The organism is Bacillus sp. C-3-6 (genome assembly GCF_054509685.1).
In genome coordinates this window covers 4,283,954-4,304,338 of record NZ_CM137247.1, presented here as the reverse complement: position 1 = coordinate 4,304,338, position 20,385 = coordinate 4,283,954, and the positions used below count along the sequence as shown (strand labels likewise).

The 20,385-nt window shown below is 35.7% G+C and carries 25 protein-coding genes and 1 pseudogene; 20 read left to right on the top strand and 6 right to left on the bottom strand.

The features are described 5' to 3' along the window. The first annotated feature begins 21 nt into the window (after window positions 1-21). Genes ACW0JX_RS22105 through srtB form a run of 3 tightly spaced genes read left to right on the top strand, consistent with a single transcriptional unit; the run spans window position 22 to window position 2,562 of the window. Entirely contained in the window at window positions 22-1,005 is a 984-nt protein-coding gene (locus tag ACW0JX_RS22105) for a FecCD family ABC transporter permease (protein ID WP_001036841.1), read from the top strand. Beyond that, entirely contained in the window at window positions 995-1,765 is a 771-nt protein-coding gene (locus tag ACW0JX_RS22100; RefSeq protein ID WP_069356275.1) for an ABC transporter ATP-binding protein, read from the top strand. The genes ACW0JX_RS22105 and ACW0JX_RS22100 overlap by 11 nt, the downstream gene beginning before the upstream one ends. A gap of 32 nt (window positions 1,766-1,797) precedes the next feature. Next, entirely contained in the window at window positions 1,798-2,562 is a 765-nt protein-coding gene (srtB, locus tag ACW0JX_RS22095; RefSeq protein WP_168410179.1) for a class B sortase, read from the top strand. Window positions 2,563-2,634: 72 nt separating this feature from the next. Here the strand turns inward: srtB and isdG are convergent, their stop codons facing one another. Further along, the gene (gene isdG, locus ACW0JX_RS22090) at window positions 2,635-2,958 is read right to left on the bottom strand and encodes a heme oxygenase (protein WP_000587818.1); all 324 of its coding nucleotides are present in this window, start codon (window positions 2,956-2,958) and stop codon (window positions 2,635-2,637) included. Between the two features lie 293 nt (window positions 2,959-3,251). Here isdG and ACW0JX_RS22085 point away from each other — a divergent pair, with 293 nt between their 5' ends. Continuing rightward, entirely contained in the window at window positions 3,252-4,451 is a 1,200-nt protein-coding gene (locus ACW0JX_RS22085) for a class I SAM-dependent rRNA methyltransferase (RefSeq protein ID WP_459245061.1), read from the top strand. Window positions 4,452-4,489: 38 nt separating this feature from the next. Here ACW0JX_RS22085 and ACW0JX_RS22080 read toward each other — a convergent pair whose 3' ends face one another. Together ACW0JX_RS22080 and ACW0JX_RS22075 are read right to left on the bottom strand one after the other, a co-directional pair. Beyond that, window positions 4,490-4,684: a YwbE family protein gene (locus ACW0JX_RS22080; protein WP_001014307.1), complete on the bottom strand. Its 195-nt coding sequence runs from the start codon at window positions 4,682-4,684 to the stop codon at window positions 4,490-4,492. Continuing rightward, window positions 4,685-4,858 carry a hypothetical protein gene (locus ACW0JX_RS22075; RefSeq protein ID WP_001293578.1) on the bottom strand — a complete coding sequence of 58 codons (174 nt, stop codon included), beginning with the start codon at window positions 4,856-4,858 and terminating at the stop codon, window positions 4,685-4,687. It lies immediately after the preceding gene. A gap of 169 nt (window positions 4,859-5,027) precedes the next feature. Between ACW0JX_RS22075 and ACW0JX_RS22070 the strand changes: the two genes are divergently transcribed. The 7 genes from ACW0JX_RS22070 to ACW0JX_RS22040 all read left to right on the top strand — a co-directional run bounded on the left by ACW0JX_RS22070 (window position 5,028) and on the right by ACW0JX_RS22040 (window position 10,224). After that, the gene (locus tag ACW0JX_RS22070; RefSeq protein ID WP_075719095.1) at window positions 5,028-5,720 is read left to right on the top strand and encodes a response regulator transcription factor; all 693 of its coding nucleotides are present in this window, start codon (window positions 5,028-5,030) and stop codon (window positions 5,718-5,720) included. Between the two features lies 1 nt (window position 5,721). Continuing rightward, entirely contained in the window at window positions 5,722-6,657 is a 936-nt protein-coding gene (locus ACW0JX_RS22065) for a HAMP domain-containing histidine kinase (protein ID WP_459245060.1), read from the top strand. 125 nt (window positions 6,658-6,782) lie between these two features. Next, the gene (locus ACW0JX_RS22060; RefSeq protein WP_459245059.1) at window positions 6,783-7,706 is read left to right on the top strand and encodes an ABC transporter ATP-binding protein; all 924 of its coding nucleotides are present in this window, start codon (window positions 6,783-6,785) and stop codon (window positions 7,704-7,706) included. After that, window positions 7,699-7,860, top strand: coding sequence for a hypothetical protein (locus ACW0JX_RS22055; protein ID WP_075719099.1), 162 nt, complete (start codon window positions 7,699-7,701; stop codon window positions 7,858-7,860). Before ACW0JX_RS22060 ends, ACW0JX_RS22055 begins: the two co-directional genes overlap by 8 nt. 34 nt (window positions 7,861-7,894) lie before the next feature. Next, complete coding sequence (locus tag ACW0JX_RS22050; protein ID WP_000475542.1) at window positions 7,895-8,599, top strand: ABC transporter permease; 705 nt, start codon at window positions 7,895-7,897, stop codon at window positions 8,597-8,599. Window positions 8,600-8,634: 35 nt separating this feature from the next. Beyond that, on the top strand, window positions 8,635-9,507 hold the full coding sequence (locus ACW0JX_RS22045; RefSeq protein ID WP_000239296.1) for a DUF4097 family beta strand repeat-containing protein: 873 nt from the start codon (window positions 8,635-8,637) through the stop codon (window positions 9,505-9,507). Window positions 9,508-9,531: 24 nt separating this feature from the next. After that, window positions 9,532-10,224 (top strand): ABC transporter permease, encoded by a 693-nt coding sequence (locus ACW0JX_RS22040; RefSeq protein ID WP_089171817.1) that lies wholly within the window; start codon window positions 9,532-9,534, stop codon window positions 10,222-10,224. A 63-nt stretch (window positions 10,225-10,287) separates the two neighbouring features. On the opposite strand, the gene ACW0JX_RS22035 is transcribed toward ACW0JX_RS22040, so the two are convergent. Further along, window positions 10,288-10,620: a YfjL-like protein gene (locus ACW0JX_RS22035; RefSeq protein WP_088024417.1), complete on the bottom strand. Its 333-nt coding sequence runs from the start codon at window positions 10,618-10,620 to the stop codon at window positions 10,288-10,290. Between the two features lie 136 nt (window positions 10,621-10,756). Further along, window positions 10,757-11,260 carry a DinB family protein gene (locus ACW0JX_RS22030; protein WP_000284950.1) on the bottom strand — a complete coding sequence of 168 codons (504 nt, stop codon included), beginning with the start codon at window positions 11,258-11,260 and terminating at the stop codon, window positions 10,757-10,759. Between the two features lie 184 nt (window positions 11,261-11,444). On the opposite strand from ACW0JX_RS22030, the pseudogene ACW0JX_RS22025 reads away from it, so the two are divergent. Then, window positions 11,445-11,998 (top strand): annotated as a pseudogene (locus ACW0JX_RS22025) (sigma-70 family RNA polymerase sigma factor). Further along, a complete protein-coding gene (locus tag ACW0JX_RS22020) occupies window positions 11,991-12,659 on the top strand; it encodes a septation ring formation regulator EzrA (protein ID WP_144465100.1) in 669 nt (222 codons plus the stop codon). The pseudogene ACW0JX_RS22025 and the gene ACW0JX_RS22020 overlap by 8 nt, the downstream one beginning before the upstream one ends. Before the next feature lie 65 nt (window positions 12,660-12,724). Here the strand turns inward: ACW0JX_RS22020 and ACW0JX_RS22015 are convergent, their stop codons facing one another. Continuing rightward, window positions 12,725-12,922, bottom strand: a complete 198-nt coding sequence (locus ACW0JX_RS22015; RefSeq protein WP_089171814.1) for a hypothetical protein — start codon at window positions 12,920-12,922, stop codon at window positions 12,725-12,727. A gap of 312 nt (window positions 12,923-13,234) precedes the next feature. On the opposite strand from ACW0JX_RS22015, the gene ACW0JX_RS22010 reads away from it, so the two are divergent. The 7 genes from ACW0JX_RS22010 (at window position 13,235) to trxA (ending at window position 20,308) form a co-directional block, all read left to right on the top strand. Beyond that, window positions 13,235-14,560, top strand: coding sequence for a BclA C-terminal domain-containing protein (locus tag ACW0JX_RS22010; protein WP_459245058.1), 1,326 nt, complete (start codon window positions 13,235-13,237; stop codon window positions 14,558-14,560). A gap of 189 nt (window positions 14,561-14,749) precedes the next feature. Then, window positions 14,750-16,435: a long-chain-fatty-acid--CoA ligase gene (locus tag ACW0JX_RS22005; protein ID WP_000414744.1), complete on the top strand. Its 1,686-nt coding sequence runs from the start codon at window positions 14,750-14,752 to the stop codon at window positions 16,433-16,435. A gap of 106 nt (window positions 16,436-16,541) precedes the next feature. Next, on the top strand, window positions 16,542-17,129 hold the full coding sequence (locus ACW0JX_RS22000; RefSeq protein WP_000742223.1) for a TetR/AcrR family transcriptional regulator: 588 nt from the start codon (window positions 16,542-16,544) through the stop codon (window positions 17,127-17,129). Between the two features lie 11 nt (window positions 17,130-17,140). Continuing rightward, a complete protein-coding gene (locus tag ACW0JX_RS21995; protein WP_459245057.1) occupies window positions 17,141-17,917 on the top strand; it encodes an enoyl-CoA hydratase in 777 nt (258 codons plus the stop codon). Window positions 17,918-17,994: 77 nt separating this feature from the next. Beyond that, window positions 17,995-18,768, top strand: coding sequence for an electron transfer flavoprotein subunit beta (etfB, locus tag ACW0JX_RS21990; protein WP_001029028.1), 774 nt, complete (start codon window positions 17,995-17,997; stop codon window positions 18,766-18,768). Window positions 18,769-18,804: 36 nt separating this feature from the next. Beyond that, window positions 18,805-19,782: an electron transfer flavoprotein subunit alpha gene (gene etfA / locus ACW0JX_RS21985; RefSeq protein ID WP_454484354.1), complete on the top strand. Its 978-nt coding sequence runs from the start codon at window positions 18,805-18,807 to the stop codon at window positions 19,780-19,782. A 211-nt stretch (window positions 19,783-19,993) separates the two neighbouring features. Further along, window positions 19,994-20,308, top strand: a complete 315-nt coding sequence (gene trxA / locus ACW0JX_RS21980) for a thioredoxin (protein WP_001018944.1) — start codon at window positions 19,994-19,996, stop codon at window positions 20,306-20,308. Window positions 20,309-20,385 lie beyond the last annotated feature (77 nt).

Here is a 20,385-nt window from a genome sequence, read left to right as displayed (position 1 = left end):
TTAATATAAAGGAAGAGCAGAATGAATAAAAAAACTTGGAGTTTCCTCATTGTTACTGCATTGCTCATTGTTATGACATCATTGTCAGCGATGAAAGGGAGTTTAGAAGTAGGTATTGTTGAACTTGTGCAAGGGATATTTACAGGTGGGAATGAAGATGTTGAAGTCATTAAAGATTTACGTTTCCCGCGTATTATTATTGCGCTGTTCACTGGAGCGGCTCTTGCTGTTTCAGGGGTGCTTTTTCAAGCTGTTATGAAGAATCCACTCGCTGATGCTGGGGTAATCGGTATATCTTCAGGAGCTAGTTTTATGACACTCGTTATTATTACATTGTTCCCGCAATTCTTTTTCTGGACACCCGTATTCGCCTTTTTAGGTGGTGCGTTTGCGTGTTATCTCGTTTATTCGTTTTCATGGAAGTCAGGGTTAAGCCCGCTTCGCATTATTTTAATTGGTATTGCCATTAATGCGATGTTTACTGGATTAAATGAATCATTCGTTACGATTTGTGGGTATTTTATTAAGAGTATTAAGCAAACGACGACTTCTAACATAACAATGAAGACGTGGGGCGATGTAGAAATAATGGTGACTTATGGAACGATTGGTCTTATTCTTGCTCTGTTCGTAGGAGCTTGGTGTAACTTATTATCGCTACAAGATAAGACTGCGAAAAACTTAGGCTTGCACGTGACGAGAGTTCGTCTTATTATTTCTGCCATTGCAGTACTCTTAGCGGCAGTATCAACAGCGATTGCAGGTGTTATTGCTTTTGTAGGATTACTAGTTCCGCATATTTCAAGACAATTAGTCGGTTCAGACCATAAAGTATTAATTCCATTTTCTGCTCTTGCAGGCGCGTTATTAATTTTGACGGCGGATACGATTGGAAGGTTAATTGTGCCACCTAACGAAATTCCAGCAGCAACAATTATGGCGGTTATTGGTGGTCCATTCTTAATATTCTTGCTTAGAAAGAGTGATAAAGTTCATGGAAATTAAAAATGTAACCTTTTCATACGATAACATAACAAATCGTTTAAAGTCTGTTAGTAGTGAAATAGAAATTGGGAAAATTACAACAATCATTGGCCCGAATGGATGCGGGAAATCAACATTACTTAGTGTCATGTCTAGAAATCACGTTCCTAGCAGTGGAGAAGTAATACTTGATGGGAAAGCGATTAGTGAATATAAACCGAAAGAGTTTGCTAGAAAGCTAGCAGTTGTCCATCAACAAAATGAGGCTCCAGCAGATATTACAGTGGAAAAGCTAATAAGCTTTGGGCGTATGCCATATAAAAATATTTTCTCTCCGCAAACAGATGAAGATAGAGAAGCGATAGAGCGCGCACTAGTATGTACGAATTTACAAAGTAAGCGTGATAAGCCAATCTATGCTTTATCTGGTGGAGAGAGGCAGCGAGTTTGGATTGCAATGACATTAGCTCAAAATACACCAATGCTTTTCTTAGATGAACCGACAACATATTTAGATATTTACTATCAGCTAGAAATATTAGAGTTAGTGAAAGAGTTAAATGAAGTGTATGGACTAACGATTGTAATGGTATTACATGATATTAATCAAGCTATTCGTTATAGCGACCATATTATCGTTATGAAAGATGGAAAGATCATTACGAAAGGTAATCCTAATGATGTAATAACAGAAGAAATGGTTAAAGCAATATATGGTGTAGATGTCATTGTAAAGCAGGATGAAGATACCGGATTGTACATGGTACCTATGGGAATCTAAAGGCTGAGCATAATCCGTTTTGAGGTGATAATTTGAATAGCAAGAAAGGACGGAAAAAGAATTCTTTTTTTCAACGCATACTTACAATTGCGTTTTTAGGAATCTTTTTCTATTCAATGTATGAGTTGGGCGGGATTTTCATGGATTATTATGAAAATCGTAAAGTAATGGCTGAGGCACAACATATTTATAAAAGAAGTCCAATGGAAGAAAAATCGGAAGACGGAGAGGTACGTAAACAGTTTCAGGATCTCCAGAAAATTAATCCAGAGATAGTCGGATGGATTACGATGGATGATACACAAATTAATTATCCAATCGTTCAAGCAAAAGATAATGAGTACTATTTATTTCGTAATTATAAAGGTGAAGATATGAGAGCGGGCAGCATTTTTATGGACCATCGTAATGATGTGAAATCTCGAAATCGCAATACGATTTTATATGGTCATCGTATGAAAGACGGTTCTATGTTTGGTAGTTTAAAAAAGATGTTGGACGAAGACTTTTTCATGTCCCATCGTAAATTATATTACGATACATTATTTGAAGGATACGACATTGAAGTTTTTTCAGTATACACGACAACAACGGACTTTTATTACATTGAAACGGATTTTGAAAATGATGCAGCATATACATCGTTCTTAAAGGAAATTCAAGAAAAATCACTGTACAAAACGGATACGGAATTGACGGCTAATGATGAAATTGTAACACTTTCTACTTGTGACTATGCGCTTGATCCAGAGGCTGGAAGACTAGTTGTACACGCAAAATTAGTAAAAAGAAATTAAAGAAAAAAGTATAGAATATGAGAAGTGATAGATAACGCTTCTCATATTCTATACTTTAAAAAAGAACTGTTTTTACTGTGCTGCAGCCATTGGCATACGTACAACTTTTACATCATAGTAAGCAATTTTATTATCAAGAATATATTCTGGCATCCCGCCTTGATGTGAGTGAGCATCTTTAAATGCGGCGCTCTTTGTCCAACCTTGGAAATCTTCTTTTGCATTCCAGCGAGTGCTAATTGTTACTTCATCATAATCAACTGTATTTTGCGTTAAAAGAACTTCTAGACCTAAAAAGCCTGGCATCGTTTCAACTTTACCTACTTTATTAAAACGCTCAATTAATTTATGTCCATTTCCCTTTGTAATTTTAGCTGTATTTGTAACAATAATCATGTTTATTCCTCCTATAAATGTAGCTATATTTTCAAGAACTCATATACATTAAATGATAATGAAAATCATTATCAATGTCAATGGTAAATGTGAAATATATAATTTTTTCTATTATTTTGGACAGTGAGAGTTCCATTTCAAAACGTAGTAAATATGTGGCGGTTAAGTGTGAGAATGAGCGAGTTGTACTAGCAAAGCAATAATATGGTATAGTGAAACGAGGCTGTTTTTTCAGGCTCGCTTTTTAAATGCTTCCTATAGAGAAAGCATGCAAATGGAAAGGAAGTTATTATATGCGATCAGAAGTAACTATAAAAATAAAACCGAAATTTATAAAAGAAATTAAAAGTGGATATCCACTTATTTTAAAAGATGCAATTCAAAATTTAAACGATGTTCGTGAAGAAGGGACAATCATCAAAGTAGTAGATGAGAAGAACAACTTTGTCGGAAAAGGTTATTATGGAAAACAAAATAAAGGATACGGCTGGATTTTAACGAGAAAAGAGAGTGAACAAATTAATCAATCTTTCTTTGAAAGTAAAATCAAATCTGCCTTACATAAACGAAAACAATTTTATAAATCAAGTGATACGACAGCATTCCGTGTGGTGAATGGTGAAGGTGATGGTCTTGGTGGATTAATTATCGATTACTATGACGGCTACTACGTAGTAAGTTGGTATAGTGAAGGGATTTACACTTTCAGAGATGAGATTATAGCAGCTCTTCAAAAAGTAGCAAACTTTAAAGGCATTTATGAGAAAAAGCGTTTTGATACGAAAGGGAAATACATTGAAGGTGATGATTTCGTAGCAGGAGAGCGCGGTGAGTTCCCGCTTATCGTAAAAGAGAATGGTGTGAACTTCGCTGTATATTTAAATGATGGAGCAATGGTTGGTGTATTTTTAGATCAGCGTAACGTGCGAAAACAAATTCGTGATAAATATGCAAAGGGAAGAACCGTGTTGAATATGTTCTCTTATACAGGTGCTTTCTCTGTATTTGCAGCGCTTGGCGGAGCGAGCAAAACGACGAGTGTGGATCTTGCAAATCGTAGTTTAAGTAAAACGATTGAGCAGTTTAGTGTAAATGAAGTTGATTATGAAGCACAAGATATTATTGTAGAAGATGTCTTTCTGTACTTCAAATATGCAGCGAAGAAAAAGAGGAAATTTGATATGGTCGTACTTGATCCTCCAAGCTTTGCACGCTCAAAGAAATATACATTTAGTGCAGCGAAAGATTATAAAAATTTATTAAAAGAAACAATTGCTATTACAGAAAATAACGGGATTATCGTTGCTTCTACAAATTGTAGTGCGTTCGATATGAAAAAGTTTAAAGGCTTTATCGATACAGCCTTTAAAGAAATGAATGGCAAATATAAAATATTAGAAGAACATTCTTTACCAGAAGATTTCCGTACCATTGATCAGTTTAAAGAAGGAGACTACTTAAAAGTAGTTTTCATCGAGAAAATTAAAGGTTAATAAAGAAAAGGAGCTCGAGTTTACTTGAGCTCCTTTTCTTATTGAACGATATTTTGTACTCTACCGACTTGCCCGTCCTGCAATCGTACTTTAATGCCATGCGGATGGGAAGGGGATTTTGTTAAAATATCTTTTACAATTCCACGTGTTAATTTGCCTGTTCGTTGATCTTGTTTTAATACAATATCAACTTCAAGACCGGGCGCGATATTAGAACGTTTTTGTCCGTTCATTTACACACCTGTACGTCTACGTTGGTTGTTTGTTTTCTTCGTTTGTTGGTTTTGTAATTTTTTTGTTTCTTGGCTTTGGTTTTTGGCATTCTGACCATTACCGTTACCTTGCTTTTTCTTAGCAAGTTGTTCGCGCATTAAATCAGCTAAGCTTACTTTTTTATTCTCTGACATGATAAGTCTCCTTTATATAAAGTTAATTATGAACAATCGTAGTGAATTTCATCATATCATTGTTAAGGAAGGAAGGGAAGTTGGTTTGAAAATTCATATAATTGTTTCCAGCATTCATTCGTTGCGATACAATTGATATGTTAATGTTTGTAAAAAAGGGGATAGACATATGTCACATCATATTTTATTAGTTGAAGATGATATTTCAATTCAAGAGATGGTGGAAAAGTATTTAATAAAGGAAGGCTTTCAAGTTACGATTGCGTCTGACGGAGAAGAAGGGGTGCAAGCCTTTTTTAAATCATCTTTTGATTTAGTAATCCTTGATATAATGATGCCAAAGTTAGACGGATTAGAGGTTGTACGTATTATTCGTGAAAAAAGTGCAGTTCCGATTTTAATGATGTCGGCAAAAGATACAGATGTTGATAAAGCTGTTGGATTAGGACTTGGAGCGGATGATTACATTTGTAAGCCGTTTTCTATGATTGAATTGGCTGCACGTGTAAAAGCAGGTATTCGGAGGTCTACGAAATACTCGGCTACAGAAACAATAGAAAAAATGATTCAAATTGGTGATTTAACAATTGACCCAATTAATTTTACAGTTGAAAAAAACGGGAAGCCTCTCAAACTTACTTTAAAAGAATTTGAGATTTTAAAGCTATTCGTAAAGAACCAAAATCGTGTATTTACAAAAGCGCAAATATATACGTTAGTTTGGAATGAAGAGTATTACGGTGATGATAACGTTATTAATGTTCATATGAGAAGATTGCGTGAGAAAATCGAAAGTGATCCATCTAATCCAGAATATATTAAAACGTTATGGGGCATCGGCTATAAGTTGGAAGTGATGTAATATGGTCAATTTGTTAATAGGTATTATTTTTATATTGTTATGTGTTATTTATATGCAATATAGAATGAGAAAAAATAGTAGTAAAAATTTACGATACACATATGAAAAGTTAGAAAGTATTGTAAATGACAAAACAGGCGAGACGTTACTCGTTATGACAGATGATCTAGAATTGCAAAAATTATTAGTGGCAATTAATCAATTATTAGATGCAAAACAGAAAACGAATGCAGATCATGCAAAAGTAGAAATTTCGATGAGAAAAATGCTTTCAAATATTTCGCATGACTTGAAAACACCACTAACAGTTATTCTTGGATATACAGAAATGTTAAATAAGGATAAAACGATAAATAAAGAAGAACAGCAAATATTACTTGAAAAAGTGCATACGAAAACACTAGAAGTGATGGAGTTAATTCATAAGTTTTTTGACTTGGCAAAATTAGAATCTGGTGACAAAGCAATTGAAATGACAAAAGTAAATATGAATGAAGTTTGCCGCGAGAAGATTTTATCTTTTTATGATTTAGTGACGACGAAAGGTTTTCAGGTTCATATTGATATACCAGAAAGAAATATATACGCACTTGGAAATGTAGAAGTATTAGGTAGGGTATTGAATAATTTAATATCAAATGCGATTACATATGGAGACGATGGAAAGGCACTTGGTATGACGTTAAGAGATGATGAAACGAGTGTGTATATAGACGTATGGGATAAAGGAAAAGGGATTGATGAATCTCATATTGATAAAGTATTTGAGCGTATGTACACACTTGAAGATTCAAGAAATAGATCGTACCAAGGAAGCGGTCTAGGATTAACGATTACGAAACGGCTTGTGGAAGCGATGGACGGAAAAATTCACCTCTCTAGTAAACCGTATGAAAAAACAATTTTTACAATTGTATTAACAAAGATGCAGTTTTAGCTTGTAGAGCAGTAGATTCTACAAGCTTTTTTTCAGCGTAAGGAATTTGTAAGAAACGGGTAAGAAAAAAGAGATTTCCGTTGTCTATTATAGAAATATAGAGTATTGCGAAAGGGGAAAGTAACATGACATATATATTAAAAACAAACCAGTTAACGAAAGTGTTTAAAGGGAAAGAAGTTATTTCCGGTGTTAACATGCATGTGAAAAAAGGAGAAATTTACGGTTTTTTAGGACCAAACGGTGCTGGTAAAACAACGATTATGAAAATGATTACAAATTTAATAAAACCGACGAGTGGTGATATTGAAATCTTCGGTGAGAAATTAACAGATACATCTTATGAAGTATTAAAAAGAATGGGGACAATTATTGAATACCCAATCTTTTATGATAAATTAACGGCGAAAGAAAACTTAGACCTGCATTGTGAATATATGGGCTACTACGATAAAAATGCAATTGACCATGCTTTACATTTAGTGAAACTACAAGGGATAGATAATAAAAAAGTAAAAGATTTTTCATTAGGAATGAAACAACGACTCGGTATTGCAAGGGCAATCGTGACAAAGCCAGAATTGCTCATTTTAGATGAACCAATTAACGGTTTAGATCCAATTGGTATTAAAGAGTTACGAGACTTATTTAAAATGCTCTGCAAAGAATACGGTATTACATTATTAGTTTCTAGTCATATTTTAGGTGAGATGGAACTAATGGCGGATACAATTGGTGTCATTCAAAATGGAAAACTAATAAAAGAAGTTTCAATGAAGAGTATTAACGGAAAACAAACAGAGTACATTGAAATCACTGTTCCTGATGTGAAACGTGCAGTTTATATTTTAGAAGATAAACTTGGTATAAAAAACTACAAAATAATGAGTGGAACCATAATTCGTGTGTATGATACGTCAGCGTCTCAGCAGGCCATTTCAAAAGCACTTATTATGAACGATGTGGAAATTGAAAGTATTAATAAGAAACATAGTTCCTTAGAAGAATATTTCTTAAATGTAATGGATGGAGAAGGTATTCATGCTTAATGGACTGTGGCTGAACCTGGTAAGTGGATTTATCGTAATGCTAATAAGTGGAATTTTATATTATAGAAAACCAGAGCGGAAATGGTTGTTCAGTGTACTAGTGATAGGAATGTTAAGCTTCGTTACTGCTGGGATTAGAATGTTAGCAGCGTAGAGACAGGTATATAAAGAATGGAGGCGTAATTTATATGTTTAAATTAATGAAGCTCGAATGGAAGAAACATAAATTATCTAGTTACTTTAAAAGTGTAGCAATTTGTATTATAGCAATTTTCGCTGCAGTAAGCCTTATGGCATTGGGAATGAAAGCCGAGGAAGACATGCTCTTCTCTGACTTCACACAGAATATGGCTTTAGTAAATATTTTTATTAGGATAACATTCATTATTTTTAGTTCGGTCATTTTATCACGTTTAGTAATTGATGAGTATAAGAATAAAACGATACAACTATCATTTATGTATCCGCTTCAAAGGAAAATGCTAATGAGTGCGAAATTAACAATTGTTTTTTGTTTTTGTTTTGTGAGTACCATTATCGCGACTTTCATTATTAGTTTGCTCGTATATTTTGTGAGTCCAATGATGGGACTGATTGAAACACCTGCTACGATAGGTGAAATAATAGCTATCGTTCCAGGTACTATTATAAGTGCATTTATGATATCTGGTATAAGTTTAATTCCTTTGTTTTTTGGAATGAGAAAGAAATCGACACCGACAACGATTACTTCGGCAGTAATAATTGGTATGCTGATTAGTGGTAACTTTGGTCCTGGAAACGGTCAAGTAAGTATGTTTGATTTTATAGCTATCCCAATCGTGCTCTGTTTATTAGGAATTTTCATTAGTTATCTATCGTTTCGTAAAATCGACAAGATCGATGTGGCGTGAAGCAAGCTTAAAACAAAAAACGAACTGGGGTATGAATGGTGAAAAAAATAATAGTAATTGCAATATTATTCATTACAATTGCTAGTGTAGTTTTTGGTATTAAGGTATTTCAGGGGAAAGATTTTAAGAAAGAAAAGTCTTTTGAGATAAATAATATAAAAGCAATAGAAGTAGACATTGAAAACTGGAATCTTGAATTTAAAAGTACAGACGCTAATAAAATAGTAATTTCCGCTCAAGGTGAACAAGCAGATAAAGAGATAGATCCCGTCAAAATAGAAAATGATGAAAATAAACTTGTGATTAAGCAAAAACAAAAGGTGAACAGATTTTTTTATGGTTTTACGTTTAGGAAGAAAAATAGTATATCTATAGCTATTCCGAAGAAAGAAATAGATAAAATTGTATTAAATAATAAATCGGGTGATGTGAAAATAAACGATATAGTAGTAAAAAGCATCGTGACAAGAGGAAAATCTGGAGATGGAATGATTACAGGACTATCGGCAGAGAAGGGTGAATTTACATCCGAAAGTGGAGATTTAATGTTAAAAGATAGTTCATTACAAGAAGTAAATATAACTTCCACTACTGGTGATAATTATGTGAAAAATGTAAAAAACGAAAATATGAACATCACTTCAACATCTGGGGAAGTATTACTGAAAGATATGACAGAAGGAAAATCATTATTTGTAGAAACAAAATCAGGGGATATTGGCGTACGATATAAAGGTGTCCCGGCATCATTGAAGCTTATGGCTAAAAGTAATTCGGCTGACGTAATAGTGGATTTAAAAGGATTTAAGAAAGATAAAAGTACAGAAAAAATAAAAGTAGGAACCATTGGTGATGCAAAAAACAAAGTGGAGATTTTAAGTAAGACAGGGGTAATTTATATCGATTAAAATATAAATGAAAGGAGGACTATCATGCTACGTCTTATGAAGCTAGAAATGAAGAAGTTTAAGCTTGGATGGTATGTAAGGAGAGCGATTATTGCAAATATCGCTATACTGGCATTACTGATTTTTACGAGCATCGTTTCTCAAATAGAAGGAGATCCAGAAATGAGAGATCCACAGATGGTTTTGTTAATGGCTAGTACATTAGTAAGAGCAACATTTATTATTTTTGGTAGTGTGTTAATCGCAAGGTTAATAATTGGTGAATATAAAAACAAAACAATACTACTTATGTTTTCTTATCCTATTAATCGGAAGAAAATGATGATTAGTAAGTTGGTTATTACAGCAACATTAACATTTATAACAGTTATTGTATCTAACATTTTAGTAGTAGGAGTTTTCTTTGGGATAGATAGCTATTTTTCAATTCTTCCTAATTCATTCACAATAGATCAATTGAAGCAAGAAGGGATAAACCTTGTTCCTTTAGCCGTTGCAACTGCGGGAATAAGTTTAATCCCACTATATTTCGGAATGCGTAAACGTTCAGTGCCAACTACAATTGTTTCATCCCTTATCGTTGTATCAATTGCAATGAATAGCACTACGTTTTCTGTAGCGACTTTTCTTCCCCTTCAACTAGCACTTGCAGCAATTGGAGTTGTGATTGCATATTACGGCATTAAAAATATAGAGAAGGAAGATATAACTGTATGATAAGAATATACAAAAAAGAGTTGGCGTTACACCAACTCTTTTTTGTATATGTACGCTTCGTTACTACTCTGTAAATTTAGAGTGTGTGCTTAAATACTTTTGCACTTCTGGAGAAATGTTAAAGTTATTAGGACTTTTATATTCGATAGTAAACTCGCCGTCGGTACTTGTTTCAAAGGAGATTGCATAGCTATTCATTTTAGCATCGTAAGAAGTGTTTTTGACTTCTGCATCTAGATTAAAATATTTTGTAATATATTCTTTTGATTCCGTAATTGCTGCTTGTTTTCCCCAAGGGGTACCATAATAGGTGAAATAAAGAGATACACTAATAACTCCAATAATAGAAGTTAGTAAAATAGTTCCCATAACTATTTTTTTATTTTTTGTATTCAATTTGGTTACTCCTCTTCGTAATATGTATTCATTTTAACCTATCTTTTCCATAAAACAACCATTAAGAAAAAATAGTTTCACATGAAACAAGTTACAGAAAAAGACAAGATATGTAAACATCTTGTCTTTTTTGTCGTTACATTTTAGGAGCTTCCATTCCAGCCGCAGCCCATTCTTCTTTTGCGGGGCCATATACGCCAGGAACTGTTAAGCCAGCTTGTCGCATTAAAACCGTCATTTGTCCGCGGTGGTGATTTTGATGATTAATGAGTGTCATTAAAAATATAGAATTCGGCATAGGGCGACCAAAGAAGTCATTAATAGTAGCTAAGTCTTTATCAGTCCATTTACTTTGAAGTGTTTCAACAAAAGCCGCGTTTACTTTACGGTATTCATCTGCAATTGTTTTTGCAGAAGTTGGAACAGGATAATCTTTCGATTCTCCTTCAAACTTTAGCCCTGTGCCAGATAGTATAACAGGAATTGCCGTCACGATGTGCCAAGCAACTCTACCTAACGTCCAATGTTCAGGTGCAATTTCCTGTGATAAAGATGCATCGGTTAATGAATCAAGCATTTTCTGAGTAGACTCAGCCTCGTATGTCCATGATTGCAAGAAGCCGTCAATTGTTTGGTACATAGTTATCCCTCCTATTTTTGTTCATAGATTAAATTCGTGAGAGATAGTATAATCCCTGTTCCATAAGAAATAATTACTTAAGCATTGCTACAATATGAAAACAATTAGAAAATATTTGTAAAAGTGTCAGGAAACGAATGTGCTCATTCGTATATATAATGAATAAGGAATAGGATAAAGAGTGGTGATAAGGGTGAAGGATATAGAAATAGTAGAAGGTCTTCGGAAACAAGATATGTTAGCATTACATACAGCAATTGATCGATATGGAGATTTAATTTATAAGGTAGTTCATAGTATTTTAGATACTGCACAGAGTAAGGTGTTAGTGGATGAATGTGTTGACGATATTTTATTAATCGTTTGGTACAACATTAGTAGTTATGATGAAAATCGTGGGAAGTTTAGAAACTGGCTTATATCTGTCGCTAGGTTTAAGGCCATTGATTATAAATGAAAAAGTAATAAGTCTTATCAATTACAAGAGTTTCAGCAAGAAATATATGAAGATAGAAAAATGTCAATTTAACAAAAGAAGAGCGAGATTATAATTTTTACGTTTTAATTAAAGAATTGAATGAAGAAGATAAGAAAATTTTTATAAAAAGGTATTTAGATGAATATAGCGTACAAGAAATAGCGCTTGAATTCGGTATGACACGAGATACGGTATATAGTAGGCTTTCAAGAGGGAGAAAGAAATTGAAGAAGCTGCTGGGGGGGAAAAGGAATGAATAAAGAAAAGTTACTTCAGGAATTAAATAACTTACAGTATAGCGATAATTGTGTAGATGATTATAGAAATGATGAGAAAATAGATAAAAAGAAAATAGATCGTACAAAAGAAGTTGTAACAAAAACAATTTTAATGAAACGTTGTTATGAGGTTGTACAAGAAGAGTTACAGGGAAGCGAAGAGATTTTATATAGTATGCTTGCCGAAAATCATCGTGTGAAAAATTGGCAGACAGGCACAGCCATGACATTAGGGATAGGCGTTCTTGCAATGAACTTCGGTATTAATAATGTGTTAATCGTTACAAATAAACGGTTGTATGTGTTTTTTATGGATCGTTATTATAATGAAGTTGATTTAAAAGTATGTGTATTGAATGAAGTAGCTTATATGAAAACAATATTAGACCGTAAAGGTGGAAGTGAGTTTCTGCATATAAAGTATAAAAATGATAACGAATACGTATTATTGGGAAATGCTGATGATTACAGAGAGTTATTTCAAATAGTAGGTAGGTTGAAAATAGCGAATGGAATAGAATTGAGATTACAAGATAGGAAATTAAAGAGAAAGTTAACTTTAAAACGAAGTGTGTTCAATATAATCATGTATTCACTTGTTATATATATTATGTACAAAGCCTATGTTAATTTTATGCCATAATAGGAAAAGACGGCTTCACATATATGAAGCCGTCTTTTAATTAACTTTCTTCCTACTCTTCCTTATCAACCATAAGAAATAAGGCGCTCCAAGTACAGCAACTTTTTCGCTGGTTTATTTAATTTTATTTCCCATTCAGTATGTTTAATTGTTATAGCTTGCTTTTTATCGTCTGTCGTAGTTACCATTTTCTCCTCTTTTTGCTGTCCACATTCAACAGGGAATCGAAGAACAACCATGAAAATACTAAGAATTTTCTTCATCTTCTGTCCCAAAATAAGTTTTTTATTCGTAATTATATTTTTAAAATTTTGATGAAAAATAACGAATTATACGGATGTTTTTATGTAAGATTAAAATCCATATGTGTATGAAGAATTTAGAAAAGGAATTTCATTTAACCAGAGAGGCGAAAGTACAAGCAAAAGGAGATAGTATCGCATGTAATAATTATTAGAATGTATGGGATAAATCTATATTTATCTCCACTGAATAGAGCTTTCGGTCTAATTTGATAAATGTTTTTTAATTTCTTACTTGTACTTATAAGATTGAATTTGAAGGAAGGGATCAACATGTCTTCATGGCTCAATAATACAAATGGATATTGTAGTTGTAATAATCGAAATGGTGTACATGTTGATTCGTGTTGTTTTAGTTGTGATGGGACAGTTCCTAAGCTTGGTCCAACAGGTCCGACGGGAGCGACAGGTTCAACAGGCTCAACAGGTTCAACAGGCTCAACAGGTCCGACGGGAGCAACAGGTTCAACGGGAGCGACAGGTTCAACAGGCTCAACAGGTCCGACGGGAGCAACGGGTTCAACAGGATCAACGGGTTCAACAGGTCCGACGGGCTCAACGGGTTCAACAGGCTCAACGGGTTCAACAGGATCAACGGGTTCAACAGGTCCAACGGGGGCGACGGGAGCAACAGGAGCGACAGGTTCAACAGGTCCGACGGGCTCAACGGGAGCGACAGGCTCAACAGGTCCAACGGGAGCGACAGGAATAACAGGAGCAACAGGCCCAACGGGGGCGACAGGAATAACAGGGGCAACGGGTCCAACAGGAGCGACAGGAATAACAGGGGCAACAGGCCCAACGGGAGTAACAGGTCAAACAGGAGCAACAGGCCCAACAGGAGCGACAGGTTCAACAGGAGCAACAGGTCCAACGGGAGCGACAGGTTCAACAGGTCCAACGGGAGCGACAGGTTCAACAGGTCCAACGGGAGCGACAGGTTCAACGGGGGCGACGGGAGTAACAGGAGCAACAGGCCCAACAGGAGCGACAGGTTCAACAGGTCCAACGGGAGCGACAGGTTCAACAGGTCCAACGGGAGCGACAGGTTCAACAGGTCCAACGGGAGCGACAGGTTCAACAGGTCCAACGGGAGCGACAGGTTCAACAGGTCCAACGGGAGCGACAGGTTCAACAGGTCCAACGGGAGCGACAGGCCCAACAGGCTCAACCGGAGCTACAGGTACAAGTATCACGGCGACATATGCATTTGCAAATAATACGTCGGGAACAGCGATATCGGTAGTTCTAGGTGGAACGAATGTCCCGCTTCCGAATAATCAAAATATCGGTCCAGGTATTACGGTTTCCGGGGGAAATACAGTATTTACGGTTGCAAATGCTGGTAATTATTATATTTCATATACAATTAATATAACGGCTTCATTATTAGTCAGTTCACGGATTACAATTAATGGAGGGGCACTTGCTGGGACGATAAATTCTCCTGCGGTAGCAACCACATCATTTAGTGCAACAATTATTACAACTCTTGCAGCAGGAGATGCTATTAGCTTACAATTATTTGGTTTGTTAGCTGTTGCGACATTATCAACAACTACCCCAGGAGCGGTATTAACAATTATAAGATTAAGTTAATGACAAACTCTCTTACTCTTTTAAGATTAAGAGAGTTTCTACATATAATAAGAAGTTAATGAAGTAAAGCATAGTTATATAAAAGTCAGAATATTATGATTGTAACGTTATGGTGACTATAATATAATGAAAATAACCATCATGAATGAACATTCATTTATTTTTTATGTATTTGAAGGGGGAATGAAGGTGGAAAAACCATGGTTGAAAAGTTATCCAGAGGAAATTCCGAGTACGATTTCTTATGATATTCAGCCGCTTCATAGATATGTAGAACAGATGGCTTCTCGCTACCCAGAAAAGAAAGCGCTTCACTTTTTAGGGAAGGATATTACGTTTTCGGACTTCCATGATAAGGTGAAGCGGTTTGCAAATTATCTTCAAAAACTCGGTGTGGAAAAGGGTGATCGAGTTGCTATTATGTTGCCGAATTGTCCGCAAGCTGTAATTGGTTATTACGGTACATTACTTGCGGGAGGTATCGTAGTACAAACCAATCCACTGTATACAGAAAGGGAATTAGAATATCAGCTTCATGACTCGGGAGCAAAAGTAATTCTTTGTCTCGATTTAGTGTTTCCAAGAGTAACGAATGTTCAATCTGCTACAAAAATTGAGCATATTATCGTAACTCGTATTGCAGACTTTTTACCATTCCCTAAAAATCTATTGTATCCATTTGTGCAGAAAAAACAGTCGAATTTAGTTGTGAAAGTATCAGAGAGTGAAACGATTCATCTTTGGAATTCAGTAGAAAAAGAAGTGAATACGAATGTTGAGGTGCCTTGTGATCCTGAAAATGATCTAGCTCTTTTACAGTACACAGGAGGAACAACCGGATTTCCGAAAGGAGTTATGTTAACGCATAAAAACCTCGTCTCTAACACGTTAATGGGAGTTCAATGGTTATATAATTGCAAAGAAGGAGAAGAAGTCGTTCTTGGGGTTCTTCCATTTTTCCATGTTTATGGTATGACAGCTGTTATGAATTTAAGTATTATGCAAGGATACAAAATGGTCCTTATTCCAAAGTTTGATATGAAAATGGTTTTTGAAGCGATTAAGAAGCATAAAGTGACATTGTTTCCAGGGGCACCAACTATTTATATCGCTCTTTTAAATAGTCCGCTTTTAAAAGAATACGATATTTCTTCTATTCGTGCTTGTATTAGTGGATCAGCACCACTGCCAGTAGAAGTACAGGAAAAGTTCGAAAAAGTTACAGGTGGTAAACTAGTAGAGGGATATGGTTTAACAGAATCCTCTCCGGTTACACATAGTAATTTTTTATGGGAAAAGCGAGTGCCAGGTAGCATCGGAGTTCCGTGGCCAGATACAGAAGCAATCATTATGTCGCTTGAAACTGGTGAGGCATTACCGCCAGGAGAAATAGGGGAAATTGTAGTGAAAGGCCCTCAAATTATGAAAGGATATTGGAATAAGCCAGAGGAAACAGCGGCTGTATTGCAAGATGGCTGGCTCCATACAGGTGATGTTGGCTACATGGATGAAGATGGATTCTTCTATGTAAAAGATCGCAAGAAAGATATGATTGTCGCGAGTGGATTTAATGTGTATCCTCGTGAAGTTGAAGAAGTATTATATGAGCATGAAAAAGTGCAAGAAGTAGTGACAATTGGAGTTCCAGATCCGTACCGAGGAGAGACAGTTAAAGCGTTTGTTGTGTTAAAAGAAGGTACGGAATGCTCTGAGGAAGAATTAAATCAGTTTGCACGTAAATATTTAGCGGCTTATAAAGTGCCGAAAGTATATGAGTTTAGAGATGAATTGCCGAAAACGACAGTAGGGAAAATTTTGCGCCGTGTTCTAATAGATGAAGAGAAGAGAAAGAATGAGGATGAGCAAACGGGCTAAGGCCCTTTCTTTTTGAAAAAATAGGATTGACACTTTTCTAAATAGTCAGTATTATAAGAATATGAATGACTATTCATTCAGTCATCTTCTTGAAGGGGACAGTAAAGTGAAGAAAAATAGACCGAAATACAATCAAATTATTGATGCGGCAGTCATTGTGATTGCGGAGAATGGGTACCACCAAGCGCAAGTGTCTAAAATCGCAAAGCAAGCTGGGGTAGCTGATGGCACGATTTATTTATATTTTAAAAATAAAGAAGATATATTAATATCCTTATTCCAAGAGAAGATGGGAGAATTTGTCGAAACAATTCGTCAAAAAACAGCAGGAATTGAAAGCGCTGTATCGAAGTTATTCATGTTGGTAGAAACGCACTTCTTGCTGTTGTCGCAAAATGATCCGCTTGCTATCGTTACGCAATTAGAGCTAAGGCAGTCCAATCAAGACTTGCGCCTTAAAATAAATGAAGTATTAAAAGGCTACTTACAAGTTATGGATGAGATTTTAGAGACTGGTATAAAACAAGGTGAATTTCAAGCAGATTTAAATGTTCGCGTGGCAAGACAAATGATCTTTGGAACAGTAGATGAAGTTGTGACCAATTGGGTAATGAGCGATCATAAGTATGATCTGGTCGCACTTTCAAAAACGGTACACGGGCTACTTATTGCAGCTTGTGGTTATCGTCAATAATGGGAGGGATCATGTTGAAATTCCTATCTGTAAGAGTTGAAGATCATATCGCGGTGGCGACGTTAAATCACGCACCAGCGAATGCGATGTCTTCACAAGTTATGCATGACGTTACTGAATTAATTGATCAAGTGGAAAAGGATGATAACATTCGTGTTGTTGTTATTCACGGTGAAGGACGTTTCTTCTCAGCAGGAGCAGATATTAAAGAATTTACATCTGTTACTGAAGCGAAGCAAGCAACAGAATTAGCACAGCTTGGACAAGTTACGTTTGAGCGTGTTGAAAAATGTTCAAAACCAGTTATTGCGGCAATTCATGGAGCGGCACTGGGCGGCGGCCTTGAGTTTGCTATGTCTTGCCACATGCGCTTTGCAACTGAAAGTGCAAAACTTGGTTTACCTGAATTAACACTTGGATTAATTCCTGGCTTTGCAGGTACACAGCGCTTACCACGTTATGTTGGGAAAGCGAAAGCTTGTGAAATGATGTTAACAAGTACACCAATTACTGGTGCAGAAGCATTAAAGTGGGGACTTGTTAACGGATTGTTCTCTGAAGAATCATTTTTAGATGATACGCTTAAAGTTGCAAAACAAATTGCTGGAAAAAGTCCAGCAACAACTTGTGCTGTACTAGAGTTATTGCAAACGACAAAATCGTCTCATTACTATGAAGGTGTACAACGTGAATCACAAATTTTTGGTGAAGTATTTACGAGTGAAGATGGAAGAGAAGGTGTAGCAGCATTTTTAGAAAAGCGTAAACCTTCATTTAGTGGCAGGTAGTTCAATTATTTTTTAATATAAATTAACAGAAAATTAAAATTGATAGAATCTTTCTGAAAAACAAGGGGGTAAATGGAATGAACATCTACGTACTCATGAAACGAACATTTGATACAGAAGAAAAAATCGTAATTAAAAACGGTGCAATTTACGATGGCGAAGCGGAATTCATCATCAACCCTTACGATGAATATGCAATTGAAGAAGCAATTCAAGTAAGAGATGCACAAGGTGGAGAAGTTACAGTTGTAACAGTCGGTGGCGAAGATAGTGAGAAAGAACTTCGTACTGCATTAGCAATGGGCTGTGATAAAGCGGTATTAATTAATATTGAAGATGATGTAGAAAATGGTGACCAGTTCACGACAGCAAAAGTACTTGCTGAGTATTTAAAAGATAAAGATGCAGATTTAATTTTAGGCGGAAACGTTGCAATTGATGGTGCATCTGGACAAGTCGGGCCACGCGTAGCTGAAGCGTTAAATATTCCATATGTAACGACAATTACAAAACTTGAAATTGACGGTACAAATGTGAAGATTGAGCGTGATGTTGAAGGTGATACAGAAGTGATTGCAACTTCATTACCAGTTTTAGTAACAGCACAGCAAGGTTTAAATGAACCTCGTTACCCATCGCTTCCAGGTATTATGAAAGCGAAGAAAAAGCCACTAGAAGAATTAGAATTAGATGATTTAGATTTAGAAGAAGATGATGTGGAAGCAAAGACAAAAACAATTGAAATCTATTTGCCTCCTAAGAAAGATGCAGGAAAAGTGTTACAAGGCGAGCTGCAAGATCAAGTAAAAGAACTTGTATCGTTGCTCCATACAGAAGCGAAAGTAATCTAATAAAATACGAAATTATATATGCAGGAGGGAAAATCTATGGCTCGTAAAGTATTAGTAATGGGTGAAGTTCGTGATGGATCGCTACGTAACGTTTCGTTTGAAGCGGTAGCAGCAGCAAAAACAATTGCAGAAGGCGGTGAAGTAGTAGGTCTTCTAATTGGAGACAGCGTTGCCTCTTTTGCAAATGAATTGATTCATTACGGTGCAGATCGCGTTGTGACAGTTGAAAATGATAAATTAAAATCATATACATCTGATGGTTATGCACAAGCATTTTTAGCTGTACATGCTGAAGAAAATCCAGAAGGTATTGTCTTTGGACATACGGCACTTGGTAAAGATTTATCACCAAAATTAGCAGCGAAGCTTGAAGCTGGTTTAGTTTCTGACGTAACTGCTTTAGAGGTTGAAGGTGGAAATGTTATCTTCACTCGTCCAATTTACTCTGGTAAAGCATTCGAGAAGAAGATTGTAACAGACGGCATCTTATTTGCGACAGTGCGTCCAAATAACATTGCAAATCTGGAAAAAGATGAGTCTCGCAGCGGTGACGTATCCTCTATTACAGTTGATGTGAAAGATTTACGTACAATTATTCAAGATGTTGTCCGTAAAACAGCAGAAGGTGTGGATCTTTCTGAAGCGAAAGTTATTATCGCTGGCGGACGCGGTGTGAAGAGTGAAGAAGGATTTAAACCATTAAAAGAGTTAGCTGACGTACTAGGCGGCGCTGTTGGGGCATCTCGTGGTGCTTGTGACGCTGAATACTGTGAGTACTCATTACAAATTGGTCAAACTGGTAAAGTTGTTACGCCAGACTTATACATTGCATGTGGTATTTCTGGTGCGATTCAGCATTTAGCAGGTATGTCTAACTCAAAAATAATCGTTGCGATTAATAAAGATCCAGAAGCAAGTATCTTCAAAGTAGCTGACTACGGTATTGTTGGTGACTTGTTCGAAGTTGTACCTCTTTTAACAGAAGAGTTTAAAAAGTTAAAAGTACATTCATGATTTAAGTACCCTTGAGTTCCAAGTGAAGTACCCCTATATATAGAAAAAGGTGAGAGATCCCCTGTCTCTCATCTTTTTAGTATTTAATCCATATTTTTATATAGTATAAAGGAACATTTTTTTGTTACAATACATAACGATACATATTATTCGCCACGTATATAAGTTAATGATATACTCTTGGTAGAATATACTTGAAGGAGGAAATAAAATGGCAATTGTAAACGCAAATGACCAAAGCTTCGCAGCTGAAACTAGCGAAGGTGTTGTATTATTAGATTTCTGGGCACCTTGGTGTGGACCTTGTAAAATGATCGCTCCTGTATTAGAGGAGATCGATGCAGAACTAGGCGAAAAAGTAAAAGTAGTAAAAGTAGATGTTGATGAGAACCAAGAAACTGCTCGTCAATTCGAAGTAATGAGCATTCCAGCTCTTTTCGTATTAAAAGACGGTAAAGTAGTTGATCAAACGTTAGGTTACAAACCGAAAGAAGCGTTAGTAGAATTAGTTTCTAAACATTTCTAAAATAAAAAAAGCTACCAGTTGGTAGCTTTTTTTATTTTCTTTTTTACAGTCTTTCCGTTACAATAAAAGAACGTATG